The 14,832-nt window shown below is 72.8% G+C and carries 13 protein-coding genes; 7 read left to right on the forward strand and 6 right to left on the reverse strand.

Annotated features, from left to right (window positions below):
* The 4 genes from HL189_RS05150 to HL189_RS05165 all read left to right on the forward strand — a co-directional run.
* The coding region (locus HL189_RS05150; protein WP_369132635.1) for a zinc-binding dehydrogenase at nt 1–396 on the forward strand (396 nt) is incomplete at its 5' end.
* Nucleotides 393–1,001 (forward strand): MBL fold metallo-hydrolase, encoded by a 609-nt coding sequence (locus HL189_RS05155; protein ID WP_369132636.1) that lies wholly within the window; start codon nt 393–395, stop codon nt 999–1,001. The genes HL189_RS05150 and HL189_RS05155, both read left to right, overlap by 4 nt.
* Entirely contained in the window at nt 991–1,923 is a 933-nt protein-coding gene (locus HL189_RS05160; protein ID WP_369132637.1) for a methylenetetrahydrofolate reductase, read from the forward strand. The genes HL189_RS05155 and HL189_RS05160 overlap by 11 nt, the downstream gene beginning before the upstream one ends.
* A gap of 4 nt (nt 1,924–1,927) precedes the next feature.
* Complete coding sequence (locus HL189_RS05165; protein WP_369132638.1) at nt 1,928–2,818, forward strand: MBL fold metallo-hydrolase; 891 nt, start codon at nt 1,928–1,930, stop codon at nt 2,816–2,818.
* Between the two features lie 88 nt (nt 2,819–2,906).
* Here HL189_RS05165 and HL189_RS05170 read toward each other — a convergent pair whose 3' ends face one another.
* Together HL189_RS05170 and HL189_RS05175 are read right to left on the reverse strand one after the other, a co-directional pair.
* Nucleotides 2,907–4,028 carry an aromatic ring-hydroxylating dioxygenase subunit alpha gene (locus HL189_RS05170; protein WP_369132639.1) on the reverse strand — a complete coding sequence of 374 codons (1,122 nt, stop codon included), beginning with the start codon at nt 4,026–4,028 and terminating at the stop codon, nt 2,907–2,909.
* Nucleotides 4,029–4,337: 309 nt separating this feature from the next.
* Entirely contained in the window at nt 4,338–5,129 is a 792-nt protein-coding gene (locus tag HL189_RS05175; protein ID WP_369132640.1) for an IclR family transcriptional regulator, read from the reverse strand.
* A gap of 129 nt (nt 5,130–5,258) precedes the next feature.
* On the opposite strand from HL189_RS05175, the gene HL189_RS05180 reads away from it, so the two are divergent.
* Complete coding sequence (locus tag HL189_RS05180) at nt 5,259–5,579, forward strand: bifunctional 3-phenylpropionate/cinnamic acid dioxygenase ferredoxin subunit (protein WP_369132641.1); 321 nt, start codon at nt 5,259–5,261, stop codon at nt 5,577–5,579.
* Nucleotides 5,576–6,748 carry an NAD(P)/FAD-dependent oxidoreductase gene (locus HL189_RS05185; RefSeq protein WP_369132642.1) on the forward strand — a complete coding sequence of 391 codons (1,173 nt, stop codon included), beginning with the start codon at nt 5,576–5,578 and terminating at the stop codon, nt 6,746–6,748. The genes HL189_RS05180 and HL189_RS05185 overlap by 4 nt, the downstream gene beginning before the upstream one ends.
* Before the next feature lie 467 nt (nt 6,749–7,215).
* On the opposite strand, the gene HL189_RS05190 is transcribed toward HL189_RS05185, so the two are convergent.
* Both HL189_RS05190 and secA read right to left on the reverse strand, forming a co-directional pair.
* The gene (locus HL189_RS05190) at nt 7,216–8,982 is read right to left on the reverse strand and encodes a BCCT family transporter (RefSeq protein WP_369132643.1); all 1,767 of its coding nucleotides are present in this window, start codon (nt 8,980–8,982) and stop codon (nt 7,216–7,218) included.
* A 340-nt stretch (nt 8,983–9,322) separates the two neighbouring features.
* Nucleotides 9,323–12,388, reverse strand: coding sequence for a preprotein translocase subunit SecA (secA, locus tag HL189_RS05195; protein WP_369132644.1), 3,066 nt, complete (start codon nt 12,386–12,388; stop codon nt 9,323–9,325).
* A gap of 90 nt (nt 12,389–12,478) precedes the next feature.
* Between secA and HL189_RS05200 the strand changes: the two genes are divergently transcribed.
* On the forward strand, nt 12,479–12,874 hold the full coding sequence (locus HL189_RS05200) for a PPOX class F420-dependent oxidoreductase (RefSeq protein ID WP_369132645.1): 396 nt from the start codon (nt 12,479–12,481) through the stop codon (nt 12,872–12,874).
* Between the two features lie 250 nt (nt 12,875–13,124).
* Here HL189_RS05200 and raiA read toward each other — a convergent pair whose 3' ends face one another.
* Both raiA and HL189_RS05210 read right to left on the reverse strand, forming a co-directional pair.
* On the reverse strand, nt 13,125–13,904 hold the full coding sequence (raiA, locus tag HL189_RS05205; RefSeq protein ID WP_369132646.1) for a ribosome-associated translation inhibitor RaiA: 780 nt from the start codon (nt 13,902–13,904) through the stop codon (nt 13,125–13,127).
* 93 nt (nt 13,905–13,997) lie between these two features.
* On the reverse strand, nt 13,998–14,774 hold the full coding sequence (locus HL189_RS05210) for a ComF family protein (protein ID WP_369132647.1): 777 nt from the start codon (nt 14,772–14,774) through the stop codon (nt 13,998–14,000).
* Between the last annotated feature and the right edge of the window lie 58 nt (nt 14,775–14,832).

The raw sequence follows: 14,832 nt of genomic DNA on the forward strand, positions 1-14,832 counted from the left end.
GAGACCGACCCGGTGGAGGCGATCAAGGGTCACACCAACGGCTTCGGGGTGGACGTGGCGATCGACGCGGTGGGCCACCCGGCGGTGTTCGAGCAGGCCTTCTACGCCCGCGACCTGGCCGGCCGGGTCGTGCTGGTCGGCGTCCCCAATCCGTCCATGCAGATCACCCTGCCGCTGCTGGAGGTCTTCGGCCGGGGCGGGGCGATCAAGTCCTCCTGGTACGGCGACTGCCTGCCCAGCCGCGACTTCCCGATGCTGGTCGACCTCTACCTGCAGGGCCGCTTCCCCCTGGAGGACTTCGTCACCGAGGCCATCGGCCTGGACGACGTCGAGGAGGCCTTCGACAACCTGCGCCAGGGCGAGGTCCTGCGCTCGGTCGTGGTGCTGGACAAGTGACCGCGCGCATCGAGAAGGCGGTCGTCAGCGGGGTCTTCAGCCTCGACGGGCAGGACTTCGACGTCGACAACAACGTCTGGCTGGTCGGCGACGACGCCGAGGTCCTCGTGATCGACGCCCCCCACGACGCCGCCCCGATCGTCGAGGCGATCGGCGGGCGCCGGGTGACCGCGATCGTGCTGACCCACGGGCACAACGACCACATCACCGCGGCGGTCGACCTCCGGGAGGCCACCGGGGCACCGATCTGGTTCAACCCTGCCGACCGGATGCTGTGGGACGTCGTCCACCCCGACGACGCCCCCGACGAGGACCTGACGGAGAGCACCCGGTTGACCGTCGCCGGCACCACGCTGCACGCGCTGCACACCCCCGGCCACTCACCGGGCAGCACCTGCTTGCACGCGCCGGACCTCGGCACGGTGTTCACCGGGGACACGCTGTTCTGCGGCGGCCCCGGCGCGACCGGCCGCTCCTACAGCGACGAGCCGACCATCCTCAGCTCCATCCGGGCCCGGCTGCTCACGCTGCCCGGGGACACCGTGGTCAGGACCGGGCACGGCGAGGACACCACCATCGCCGCGGAGGAGGGTCATGTCGGCTGAGGGTCCCTCACTGGCCCGCGCACCGGCCGCACCGGGAGCGCTCGGGTCGGTCGACGGTCGGCCGACCCGGCAGCGGTCCCGGGCCGCCCTGGAACGGGCGCTGCGCGACGTGAGCTACGAGGTCCTGCCCCTCCGCGGCGCCGAGGAGTCCGTCGTCGAGCACGTCCCCCGGACCGTGCCGCTCACCGTGACCGTGACGGAGGCCAAGGGGTTGGCGCCGACCATCGAGCTGGCCGAGCGGTTGTCCGGGCACGGGTTCTCGGCCACGCCGCACCTGGCCGCGCGGCTCGTCCGGGACCAGGCCCACCTGACCGACGTCGTGGCCCGCCTGCGCGACGCCGGGGTCGACGGCGTGTTCGTGATCGGGGGCGATGCCGCCGAACCCGCCGGGACGTTCCCCGACGCCCTGTCCCTGCTCGAGGGGCTGGAGGCCGGCAGCCACCACTTCCGGCACGTGGGGATCGGCGGCCATCCCGAAGGGCACGGGCACATCAGCGCCGAGCTGATCGAGCGCGCCCTCGAGCGGAAGGCCCCGCACGCGACCTCCGTGATCACCCAGCTGTGCTTCCACCCCGCGACCACGGCCGCCTGGGCGCGGCAGGTCAGGCAGCGGGGGGTGGACCTGCCGATCCGGGTAGGGCTCCCCGGCGCGGTCACACGTCAGAAGCTGGTGCGGATCTCGGCCGGTCTCGGGCTCGGCCAGTCGGCCCGCTTCCTGTCGAAGCAGCACGGCATGCTCTGGCGCTTCTTCCTGCCCCACGGCTACCGACCTGACCGGCTCGTCGAGCGCCTCGCACCCACACTCGGTCAGCCCGGGCACGGCCTGCAGGGCTTCCACCTGTTCACGTTCAACGAGGTGGCGCGCACGGAGGCGTGGCGGCAGGCGTGGCTCGCCCGCCTGTCCGACACAGGCCCGAGCTAGGGCCGTGCCCGACCTCGACGTCCGGTACGGCGGAGTCACCCTCCTCGGGTCCGCGGAGCGAGGGCGCTACCCCAGCGGGAACTCCCTGCTGATCCGCGGGACGACGGGGACGGTGCTGGTGGACCCCTCGCTCGAGGTGCACCGCCGGGGCGGGCTGCCGGCCTCCGTGGACCTGATCGCGGTCAGCCATGCCCACGAGGACCACCTGGCGGGACTGCACCTGTTCCCGGACCTGCCGGTCCTCGTGCACCCCGCCGAGGTCCCCGCCGTCCGCTCGCCCGAGGTCCTGCTGGCCGGCTTCGGGATGGGACCGGACGAGGCGGGGGACCTCGCGGGGCAGCTGCGCGACACCTTCCACCTGACCGGGCACCAGGGCGTCGGCACGTTCGCGGACGGCGACGTCCTGGACCTCGGGGACCGGACCGTGACCGTCCTGCACCTGCCGGGGCACACCGCCGGCCACTGCGGCTTCCTCGTGGAGCCCGACGGCTTCCTGTTCCTGGCGGACGTCGACCTGACGTCCTTCGGTCCGTACTACGGCGACCTGTCCAGCAGCCTGGAGGACTTCGAGACGTCGATCGCGCGCCTGCGCGAGGTCGACGCCCGCTGGTACGGCACCTCGCACCACGTGGGGGTGGTCGAGGGGCGCGAAGGCTTCCTCGCCGCCCTGGACCGGTTCACCGCGGTCATCCGCCGCCGGGACGACGTGCTCCTGGAGCTGCTGCGGCAGCCACGGACGCTGGAGGACGTCGTCGCCCACCGGCTCGTGTACCGGCCGCACGCCCAGCTCCCGTTCGCCGACGCGGTGGAACGGCGGACCGCCGTCCTGCACCTGGAACGGCTCGAGCGCCGCGGTCTCGTCGTCCGCACCGTCGACGGCTACCTCGCGGTCTGACGGACGGCGCCGCCCGGCCGGCGACGCGACCGGGCCGGGAGGACGACGCCCTCCCGGCCCGGACCCACGCGACGGCGGCGCTCGAGGATCAGCGCGCCAGGCGCTGGGTCAGCCACTCGTGGAAGGCGCCGATGTGGTGCTCGGAGGGCACGAGCACGCCACCGTTGGCGTAGGCGCGGGAGGACATCGCCGGCTGCGTCCGCTCGCAGGCCTCGAAGTCCTGCTCGTTGACCCGGTGGAAGAGCTCCACCGACCGGGTCACGTCCTTGCCCGACTCGACCACCTCGTGCGTGTACAGCCAGTCGCACTCCACGATCGTCCGATCGGCCGAGACCGGGAACATGCGGTGGAAGATCACGTGGTCCGGCACCAGGTTGACGAAGACGGTCGGCCGGACGGTGATGGCGTAGTAGCGCCGGTCGTGGTCCTCGTCGACACCCGGGAGCTTGTCGAAGCCCTCGCTGCCGTCGACGGTGAAGCCCTTGACGTCGTCCCCGAACTCCGCGCCGTGCCCGACGAAGTACTGCGCCGCGTAGCCGTCGGCGAACTCGGGCAGCACCTCGGTGAGCTCCGGGTGGATCGTCGCGCAGTGGTAGCACTCCATGAAGTTCTCGATGATGAGCTTCCAGTTGGCCTTGACGTCGTAGGTGATGCGGCGCCCCACCGACAACGAGTCGATGTCGTAGGACTCGATCGACTCCACGTCCCCGAGGCGCTCGACGACGTCCGCGATGACCTCGTCCTCGAAGGACGGGGGCTCCTTCGCCAGGCACACCCACGCGTAGCCGAGCCACTCGCGCAGCGCCACCGGCACGAGCCCGTACTCGACCCGGTCGATGTCGGGCATCTTCGTCAGGTTCGGGGCCGCGACGAGCTTGCCGTCGAGGCCGTAGGTCCACGCGTGGTACGGACACTGGAAGGCCCGGTTGACCTGACCCGAGTCCTCCGTGCAGATCTGCGCACCGCGGTGCCGGCAGATGTTGAGGAACGACCGCAGCTGCCCGTCCCGGCTGCGGACGACGAGGACGCTCTCCCTCCCCACCTGGATCTTCTTGAAAGAGCCGGGAGTCGGCAGGTCGCTCGACCGCACGGCGCAGAACCACATGCTCTCGAAGATGTGGCTCTGTTCCAGCGAGAAGATGGCGGGGTCGGTGTAGTACTGGCCCGGCAGCGTGGAGATGAGGCTCGCGGGCAGGTCGGTGGTGGTCATACGGCACCTCGGGGTTCCGTCGGGCGGTCTGGGGACGCCGGAAGTCGGACAGCGCGGGTCTGCGGCACGCCACGATCGCCCTCCGTCGAGACAGATCCGGACGACCGATGTGTTGCACATTACAGAGCTGGTCGCGCAGAGCGCAACAACCTCCGCCATATGGACATGACAGAACCGCCGGCCGGCACGGCAGCACACACCCTCGCCCGGACGCGGTGACCCGGAGGGCACGGGGCGCGCAGGGGCGCCCCGCAGAGCGACCACCCGCGCCAGGACCCACCACCGGCGGCACTCCGCCGGCGGCAGGGATCAGCCGAAGAAGCCCAGCCGCCGACTCAGCTCGTCGGCGCCCGCCCGCAACCGCCGGGCGATCTTCGGGAACTCGTCCGCGTCCATCCGGAAGGACGGCCCGGAGACGCTGAGGGCAGCAGCCACGCTCCCGTCCGCGTCGCGCACCGGCGCGGCGACGGCACTGAGCCCGACCTCGTACTCCTCGACGGTGGAGGCCCAGCCCTGCTCGACGATGTGGTCGAGGTGCTGCTGCAGGGCTTCCGGATCGGTGATCGTGCTGGGCGTGTAGCGCGGCATCTCCCGGGACAGCAGCGCCTTGCGGATCGCCTCGGGAGCGTGAGCGAGCAGCACCTTGCCACTCGAGGTGGCGTGCAGGGGGGTGCCCTGACCCACCCAGTTGTGCGTGCTGAGCGCCGCCGGCCCGCGGACCTGGCTGACGTTCACGGCACGGTCGCTGTCCAGGATGGCGATGTTCACCGTCTCCTCGAGGTCGGCGGCCAGCCCCTCGCAGATCGGCCGCCCCTCCTGGGCGATGTCCAGCTGCGCGGCGGCGGCGCCGGCCAGGCGCACGACCCCGAAGCCCAGCCGGTACTTGCCCCGGTCGGCCAGCTGCTCGACGAAGCCCCGGCTCTCGAGCACGGCGACCAGCCGGAACGCCGTGGACTTGTGCACGCCCAGCTCGGCGGCCACCTCCGTGACGCCGGCCTCGCCGTGCGCCGCCAGGATCTCGAGCACGCTCAACGCACGGTCCACGGACTGGACCGCAGCGACCGAGCTGCGCTCTCCGTTCCCGACCTGGGGCCCACTCATGTCCTCAGCGTAGGTGGCGCGCCGGAACGGGCGGTCGACTCTCTTGACGTGCCCAGCCCCCTCGACCATGCTGTTGCGTCATAGGCGAGACGTTGCGTTAGGCGCAACAACTATGGCCCAGGAGTGCCCATGATCACGGTCTGCCCCACGACCGACCTGCCGCCCGGCGAGGCGATCCGCATCGAGGCCGAGGAGCCCATCGCGGTCTTCAACGTCGACGGCGACTTCTACGCCATCGACGACACGTGCACCCACCAGGACGCCTCGTTGGCCGACGGCTGGCTGGACGGCTGTGCCGTGGAGTGCCCCCTGCACGCCTCGTGCTTCGACCTGCGCACCGGGAAGGTGTCCGGCCCGCCGGCCAAGACGCCGGTCCGTACGCACCGGGTCGTCGTCGAGGACGGCATGGTCTACGTGCAGCCGGGGACCACCGCGGACGGTGCCGCATGAGCCCCACGGTCGCCGTGGTCGGCGCCTCGCTGGCGGGCCTCTCGGCCGCCCGTGCCCTGCGGGACCAGTCCTTCGACGGCCGCATCGTGCTCATCGGCGACGAGGCGCACGCGCCCTACGACCGCCCGCCGCTGTCCAAGGAGTTCCTGGCCGGCACGGCCTCGCTTGACGACATCAGCCTGGGCGCGTCCGACGACGAGGGACTCGCTCTCGACTGGCGGCTGGGCACCACGGCCGTCGCGCTCGACCGGGTCAGCCGCTCGGTGCTGCTGAGCGACGGCAGCGAGGTCCGGGCCGACGGTGTCGTCCTCGCCACGGGCGCGCGCGCCCGGCGTCTTCCCGGCAGCGACGGCCTCGGTGGCGTGCACGTGCTGCGCTCCCTGGACGACGCGGTCGCCCTCCGGGAGGACCTGGCCTCCGCCGGACGTCTCGTCGTGATCGGCGCCGGCTTCATCGGGGCGGAGGTCGCCTCCACTGCCCGCACGCTCGGGCTCGAGGTGACCGTCGTCGAGGCCATGCCCGTTCCGCTCGCCGGCCCCCTCGGGGCCGAGATGGGCGCGGTCTGCGCCGAGCTGCACGCCGACCACGGCACCCGCCTGCTGACCGGCACGGGAGTCGCCGGGCTGATCGGCACCGGTCGAGTCGAGGCCGTGGAACTGACCGACGGCACCCGCCTGCCGGCCGACGTGGTGGTGGTGGGCATCGGCGCCATCCCGAACATCGAGTGGTTGGCCGACTCCGGCGTGGCCCTGGGCAACGGCGTCCTGACCGACGCCCGCGGCGTGACCTCCATCCCCGGTGTGGTCGCCGTCGGCGACTGCGCAGCGGCGTGGTCGGTGTCCGCGGAGCGGCACGTCCGCATCGAGCACTGGACCCACGCCCTGGAGCAGCCGGCCACCGCGGTCGCCACCCTGCTGGGCGCCGAGGGCGCGGTGCCGACCTCGGTCCCCTACTTCTGGTCCGACCAGTACGGCGCCCGCATCCAGTTCGCGGGCTCCCGCCGCGAGGACGACGTGGCGCGGGTCGTGGAGGGCAGCTGCGCAGACCGCAGCTTCCTGGTCGTCTACGAGCGCGACGGCGTCCCCGTCGCCGTGCTCGGGATGAACCAGCCCCGCCTGTTCACGCGCTGGCGCCGGCAGCTCCGCTCCGCCGTCCCGACGCCGTCCTGACCACCGGGCCACCACGGCCCGCACCGCGACGACCTCAGGGGTCGGGCCACCTGGCCCGACCCCTGAGGTCGTCGCCGTTCCGGCGGCGGTGCCACCTGGTCCGGCCGTTTGCGCGGTGAGGCGTCGTCCCGCCGATGGGATGGGTGCCTTCCCGCGCACTCGCCGGCGTGCGGCGACGGCGCCGACCGGTCGTCCCGCCGATCAGCGCGGCCCGAGCCGCGGACAGCAAGGGGACTCCCAGCTCCGGGACCTGAGACCGGCACCGGCGGCGGTGCCCCCGTTCCCTCGACTGCACCCGCACGGTCGCCGAGCGCCCATCCCGGGGACCGTTCCGGCCGCTTGCGCGGTGAGGCGTCGTCCCGCCGATCAGCGCGGTCAGAGCACGGCCACGCACACAGCAAGGGGCCTCCCGGCGTCGGAAGTGCGTTCCGACGCCGGGAGGCCCCTGACCGGCTGGGCTGTTCCCCCTAGGGGCGGGGGTCCATCGGCCGGCCGATCGCCCCCGCCGTGGGCTGCTGGCCCTGCACGGGGACCGGCGGGACCCCCGCCGGGGACACGAAGTTCCCGCCCTGGCTGAGCGGCTGCCCGTTGTCCGACCCCGAGCTCGGCGGGGAGGTGGCACCGCTGTCCGGTGCCGGGCCGGGAGTCCGCTCGACGACGATGACGAACTCGTCGCCGTGGCGGCTGATGCCCTCGACGACGGCCTTCTCGATCGCCAGCGCGGCGTAGCTGCCCCGCAGGACGATCGGGTCGCGGCGGAGGTCCTTGACCAGGCTCACCGCCATCGCGGCCATCACCAGGGCGAACGGCAGCGCCGCGATGATCGTCAGGTTCTGCAGCCCGGTCAGGGCTGCGCCGTCCTCGCCCAGCAGCAGCATGATCGCCGCGACCGAGCCCATGACGACGCCCCAGAAGACGACGACCGAGCGACTGGGCTCCAGGGTGCCGCGCTGCGAGAGCGAACCCATCACGATCGAGGCCGCGTCCGCGCCGGACACGAAGAAGATCGCGACGAGGAGCATCACGAGCACGGTCGCGACGGTGGCCAGGGGGTACTGCTGGAGGACGGCGAACAGCTGCCCCTCCGTCGTCCCCTGCCCGGCGACGTCGACGCCGTCGCGCTGCGCGGCGATGCCCGCCCCGCCGAAGACGGCGAACCACAGCAGGCTGACCAGGCTGGGCACCAGGAGCACGCCGGTGACGAACTGCCGGATGGTCCGGCCGCGGCTGATCCGGGCGATGAACAGCCCGACGAACGGCGTCCAGCTGATCCACCAGGCCCAGTAGAAGACGGTCCACCCGCTCAGCCACGCGGCCATCGCGTCGCCGCCGGTGGCCTCCGTGCGCGCGGCCATCTCGCCGAGGTCGGAGAAGTAGCTGCCGAGGGCGTCCGGGAGCAGGTTGAGGATGAAGACGGTCGGGCCGACGAGGAAGACGAACACCGCCAGGGTGAGCGCCAGGACCATGTTGATGTTGGACAGCCACTGGATCCCGCGGGCGATGCCGGAGACGGCCGAGGCGACGAAGGCCGCGGTGAGCACCGCGATGATCGCGACGAGGACGCCGCTCCCGACGTCGCCGGCCCAGCCGAGGATCTCCACCCCGCTCCCGATCTGCAGCGCGCCCAGGCCGAGGGAGGCCGCCGACCCGAACAGCGTGGCGAAGATGGCCAGCACGTCGATGACCCGGCCGGCCGGGCCGGCCGCCCGCCGCTCGCCGAGCAGCGGGACGAAGGCCGAGCTGATCAGCTGACGACGGCCCCGCCGGAAGGTGCCGTAGGCGATGGCCAGCCCCACGACGGCGTACATCGCCCACGGGTGCAGCGTCCAGTGGAACAGCGTGGTCGCCATCGCCGTCTGGATGGCCTGCGACGACTCGGCCTCGGTCGTGAGCGGCGGCGGGGAGACGAAGTGCGAGAGCGGCTCGGCGACCCCGAAGAACATGAGCCCGATGCCCATGCCGGCGCTGAACATCATCGCGATCCACGAGATCGTGCGGAACTCCGGCCGCTCGTCGTCGCGGCCCAGCGGGATCCGCCCGTACTTGCTCGCCGCCAGCCAGATCACGTACACCACGAACGCCGACGCGAGCAGGACGAACATCCAGCCGAGGTTGCCGGTGACCCAGCCGAGGATCGAGCCGCTCGCGGCGCCCAGGCCGGTGGGGCTGGCGAAGCCCCAGGCGACGAAGCCCAGCGCCATGGCCGCAGCGATGGCGAACAGCACGCGGTCCACCGCCCAGTGCCGGTCGGCGACACACGGTGGCGGCTCGGCGATCGCCGGGTGGGTCCCCTCGGCCGCCGGTCGGCCGCTCAGCGGACGGTCGGGCGGAGGTTGGTCGGAACGCGGTGTCCCCATGACAGTCCCCAATCGAGTTGCGCTATGTGAGACTCGCTGCGCAAGAGGGAACCAGAGGACGTTCGAGCGTTCAAGGGGCCGACGTGACTTTCCGCACAGTTGCCCGCGGGAGCCACCGTGGGTGCCGCCCCGATCACGAACGGTCGGCCCAGGACACGACCGCACCGGTGCCCGGAGGTCCGGGGCACCGGCGCGGTCGATCCGTCGGTCGGTCGGCTCAGCTGGTGACGCCGTGGCAGTACTTGTACTTCTTGCCGCTGCCGCACGGGCAGGGGGCGTTGCGGGCCGGGGCCTTGGTGCCGGTGACGGTCGCGGTCTTGGCCGCCTTGGCCCGGCCGTCGTCCTTGGCCGAGGCGTCCAGGCTCGGCGCGCTGTAGCTCAGCTGCGGCTGCTTCGGCGCATCGAGTCCCTTCACCGCGAGCTCCGGGCCGGTGCCCGAGGACGCCGGCGCCTCCGGGGCGGCGGCGGTCGGCGCCGCATGCCTCGCCGTCCGCCGGGCGGAGCCCGTCGTCGGCGCACCGGAGCCGGCCGGGGCCGGCGCCGAGCCGTTGCCGTCCGGGGCCGCCGCGCTGCCGGCCGGGACCCCGCCGTCGGGCACGGCCCTCTCCGCTGCGGCAGCCTGGTCCGCCGCGGCCTGCGCAGCCGCGGCCTGCGCGGCCGCGGCCTGCGCCGCCGCCCGCTGCTCGGCCTGCCGGGCCAGCACCCGCTCGGTGCCCGCCTGGGCGCGGGCCAGCGCCTCGGCCTCGGCCTGCGCCTGCTTCTGGCGGGCCTCGGCCTCCTGCTGCTCCTTGGTCTTGACCTCGAGGTTGAACAGGAACCCGACGGACTCCTCCTTGATGCCGTCGAGCATGGCCTTGAACATGTCGTAGCCCTCGCGCTGGTACTCCACGACCGGGTCACGGTTGGCCATGGCGCGCAGGTGGATGCCGGCCCGCAGGTAGTCCATCTCGTAGAGGTGCTCGCGCCACTTGCGGTCCAGGACGCTGAGCAGCACCCGCCGCTCGAGCTCGCGCATGACCTCCGCGCCGAGCGTCTCCTCCCGGGTCTCGTAGGCGGTGTGCACGTCGCCGAGCAGCTCCGCCTTGAGGACGTCGGCGGTGAGCGCGGCCTGGTCGCCGTCGGCGACCCGGTCGAGCAGGTCCTGCAGGTCCAGGCCCACCGGGTACAGGGCCTTGAGCCCGGTCCACAGCTTCTCGAGGTCCCAGTCCTCGGCGTAGCCGGTCTCGGTGGCGCCGTCGACGTAGGCGCTGACCACGTCGTCGACCATCGTCCGGATCTGCAGGTGCAGGTCCGCGCCGTCGAGCACCTTGCGGCGCTCGTCGTAGATGACGGTGCGCTGCCGGTTGAGCACCTCGTCGTACTTGAGGACGTCCTTGCGGACCTCGAAGTTCTGCTGCTCGACCTGGGTCTGCGCGGAGCGGATCGCGCGGCTGACCATCTTGGACTCGATCGGCTGGTCGTCGGGCACGCGCAGCGTCGTCATCATCGACTCGAGCATCGGGCCGTTGAACCGGCGCATCAGGTCGTCGCCCAGCGACAGGTAGAACCGCGACTCACCCGGGTCGCCCTGGCGGCCGGACCGCCCGCGCAGCTGGTTGTCGATCCGCCGGCTCTCGTGCCGCTCGGTGCCCAGCACGTACAGGCCGCCGGCCTCGGTGACCTGGTCGTGCTCTGCCTTGACCTGGTCCTTGGCCGCGCTCAGCGCGTCGCTCCAGGCGGCCTCGTACTCCTCCGGCGTCTCCACCGGCGACAGGCCGCGGGCGCGCAGGGTCTCCTCGGCGATGAACTCGGCGTTCCCGCCGAGCTGGATGTCCGTGCCACGGCCGGCCATGTTGGTGGCCACCGTGACGCCGCCGAGCCGCCCGGCCATCGCGATGATCGCGGCCTCACGGGCGTGGTTCTTCGCGTTGAGGACCTCGTGCTTGATGCCCTTGCGCACCAGGAACTTGGACAGCAGCTCGGACTTCTCGACGCTCGCGGTGCCCACCAGGACCGGCTGGCCCGCCTCGTGCCGCTCGGCGATGTCGTCGACGACCGCGGTGAACTTCGCCTCCTCCGTCTTGTAGATGACGTCGGCGCGGTCCTCGCGGATCATGTCCCGGTTGGTCGGGATCGGGACGACGCCCAGCTTGTAGGTCTGGTGCAGCTCGGCGGCCTCGGTCTGCGCCGTGCCGGTCATCCCGGAGAGCTTGGCGTACAGGCGGAAGTAGTTCTGCAGGGTGATCGTGGCGAGCGTCTGGTTCTCGTCCTTGATCTGCACCTTCTCCTTGGCCTCGATGGCCTGGTGCATGCCCTCGTTGTAGCGGCGGCCGGCCAGCACGCGGCCGGTGAACTCGTCGACGATGAGCACCTCGCCGTTGCTGACGATGTACTGCTGGTCGCGCTTGAACAGCTCCTTGGCCTTGAGGGCGTTGTTCAGGTAGCTGATCAGCGGGGTGTTGGCCGCCTCGTAGAGGTTGTCGATGCCGAGCTGGTCCTCGACGAACTCCACGCCCTCCTCGGTGATGGCGACCGTCCGCTTGGCCTCCTCGACCTCGTAGTGCCGGTCGCGCTTCATCAGCGGGGCGATCCGGGCGAACTCGGAGTACCACCGGGCGCTGGACTCGGCCGGGCCGCTGATGATCAGCGGGGTGCGCGCCTCGTCGATGAGGATCGAGTCGACCTCGTCGACGATGGCGAAGGGGTGCCCGCGCTGCACCAGGTCGGCCTTGCTCCAGGCCATGTTGTCGCGCAGGTAGTCGAAGCCGAACTCGTTGTTCGTGCCGTACGTGATGTCGGCGGCGTACTGCTGCCGGCGGACGTCGTTCGGCTGGCCGGAGACGATCGTGCCGACCGTCAGCCCGAGGAACCGGTGCACGCGGCCGGTCCACTCGGCGTCGCGCTGGGCCAGGTAGTCGTTGGTCGTGATCACGTGCACGCCGTCGCCGGACAGCCCGTTCAGGTAGGCGGGCAGCACACCGGTGAGGGTCTTGCCCTCACCGGTCTTCATCTCGGCGATGTTGCCCAGGTGCAGCGCCGCGCCGCCCATGACCTGCACGCGGTAGTGCCGCTGGCCCACGGTCCGCGTCGACGCCTCCCGGACCACGGCGAACGCCTCGGGCAGCAGCTCGTCGAGGGACTCGCCCTCGGCGTAACGCTCCTTGAACTCGTCGGTCTTCGCGCGCAGTTCGGCGTCGGTGAGGTCGACCATGTCGACCTCGAGGGCATCGACCGCGTCGGCGATCTTCGACAGCCGGCGGAGGATCTTCCCCTCGCCGGCACGCAGGAGTCTGGAGAGCACCACGCCCCCCAGCGTAGGCGGCGCGTCCGGGAAGCGGTCACGGCGCGACGGACGGACCCGTCCCGGCCGGGCCGGTCCGTACCGTCTGCCAGCGTGTCCTCTCCTGCACCACCCGCGTTCGCGCCCGGCCTCGTCGCGCTCCTCACCGAGCGCCACCTGGCGACGCTGACCACGCTGCGGGCCGACGGGAGCCCCCACGTGGTGCCCGTCGGCGTCACCTTCGACCCGGCCACCGGCACCGCCCGGGTGATCACCTCGGGCACGTCGGTGAAGGCCCGGCACGTCCGCGACGGGCGGTCGCGGGTGGCGGTCTGCACCGTGGACGGACGTCGGTGGGCGACGCTGGAGGGGACGGCGGTGCTCCGCGACGACGCCGCCTCGGTCGCCGACGCCGAGGCGCGGTACGCGCAGCGCTACCGGCAGCCGCGGCCGAACCCGCACCGCGTCGTCCTCGAGATCTCGGTGGACCGCGTGCTCGGCAACGTTTGAAGGCCCGGCCAGAGGCTCACCCCGAGCTTGCGAGGGGTGAGGGGGCCGGGGCCTTTCGCTCACCACCGAGGTCCTGCGCACCGCACGACTGGTGCTGCGTCCGTTCCGTCCGGGGGACGCCGATGCGGTGCCGGCCGCGTGCCAGTAGAAGACGGTGGGCCGGCTCCCGATGGGGAACCGGCCCGCCGTCGGCCTCCCTGCAGGGGCCCACCGCAAGCGTGCGAGTGGTGGGGGGCAGGCAGGTCCTTCCTCAGACGGTGGCGGGCTGCCGCGGCTCGGCAGCGGCTCCGACGGTGCCCCCGCCGGACCCGGTGTCGGCGATGACGGTGTCCTGCGCGACCTCGGTCGGTTCCACGGGCAGCTGGGCGTCGAGACGGATCAGGCCGTAGTCGAAGGCGTGCCGGCGGTAGACCACCGAGGGCCGCCCGGTGTCGGCGCACAGGAACAGGAAGAAGTCGTGCCCGACGAGCTCCATCTCGTACAGCGCCTGGTCGACGTGCATCGGGGTGGCGGGGTGCACCTTCTCGCGGACGATCTGCCCGGGCAGGTGCTCGTCGAGGTCGGTGACCAGTGGCGCGTCGCCGGGAAGGGCCGCGTCCAGGTCGGCTGGTGGGGTGCTCGCGCCCGCCGGGGGCTCGGCGGGGGGCTCGGTCTTGGACAGCTCGGTGGTGGGGAGTTCGGTGGCAGCGCCCTCCAGCCGGACGCTCGGTGGGGTGCGCCGGCCGTGGTGGACGTGCCGGCGGTCGTTGGCGCGGCGCATGCGGTTCTCGACCTTGTCGGCCGCGAGCTCCAGGGCCGCGTAGAAGTCCGGGGCACTCGCCTCGGCGCGCGCGACCGGGCCCTTGCCGCGCAGCGTGATCTCCACGCGCTGGCACATGGCCGACTGGCGGGGGTTCTTCTCGTGCAGCAACTCCACGTCGATGCGGATCAACTTGCCGTCGAAACGTTCCAGCTGCCCGACCTTGTCCTCCACGTGCTGGCGGAAGTGCTCGGGCACCTCGACGTTGCGACCACGGACCACGATCTCCATGGGACCTCCCGGTTGAGCGGGGCTGTGATCGAACCGACGCTAGACGCCTTCCGGGCGTCCCGACAGTCGATCTCCCCGGCGATGCGAGCGCTCTCACCGGCGGACCGTGAAGGTCGCCCCCGCGGGACCGGGATCCGGCGTGAGCCCCCGCCGCGGGGTGGCGGCCACCACCGCGGCCAGCACCGGGGGCGCTCCCGGGCCGACCAGGGCACGCAGCGCCCGGGCCGCCTCGACCAGCGTCGCCCCGCTGGTCACGACGTCGTCGACCAGCACCAGCCGCCCACCCGGCGGGTACCGCGCGCGGCGTCGCGGGCCGAACCGGCCGGCCAGGTTGGCCGAGCGCTCGTGCGCCGTGAGCCCGGCGGAGTCGCGGGTCCCGGCGGCCCGCCGCAGCAGGGGCGCGAGCCGGGCCGGCACCCCCGCCGCGCGCAGCTCCGCCGCCGCCCGCCCGGCCAGCTCCCGGACGTGGTCGCGCCCCCGCTGCCGCACCGCCGCGGCCGAGCTGGGCACCGGGACCAGCAGCACGGGCCGGCCCCCGTCCGGCGGGAGCGCGCTCAGCACCGCGGCGACCGCGAGGGCCAGCGCCGTCCCGAGCGGGGCGGCGAGCTCGGCGCGACCGCGCTCCTTGAACGCGAGGACCGCCGGCCGCACCGGCCCGGCGTACGGGCCGGCAGCGACCGTGGGCGGGAACCCGGGCGGGTGCCGCCGCGGCTGGGCCACCCGCGGGTGCGCCAGCCACGACCGGCAGCGAGGGCACAGCACCGCCCCGGGCAGCCCGCAGCCCCCGCAGGTGCGCGGCAGCACCAGGTCGGCCAGCGCCCGGCCGCCGGTGCCGAGCAGCGCCGGTGCGTGTGCGCGCGCCCGGTCCACCGGCCGAGCGTGCCCGCCGGGCCGTGTCCCGGCACCCGGCTCCCCGGGGCTGGGGACC

It is taken from the genome of Modestobacter sp. I12A-02662, from assembly GCF_041028325.1.
Lineage (GTDB): Bacteria > Actinomycetota > Actinomycetes > Mycobacteriales > Geodermatophilaceae > Modestobacter.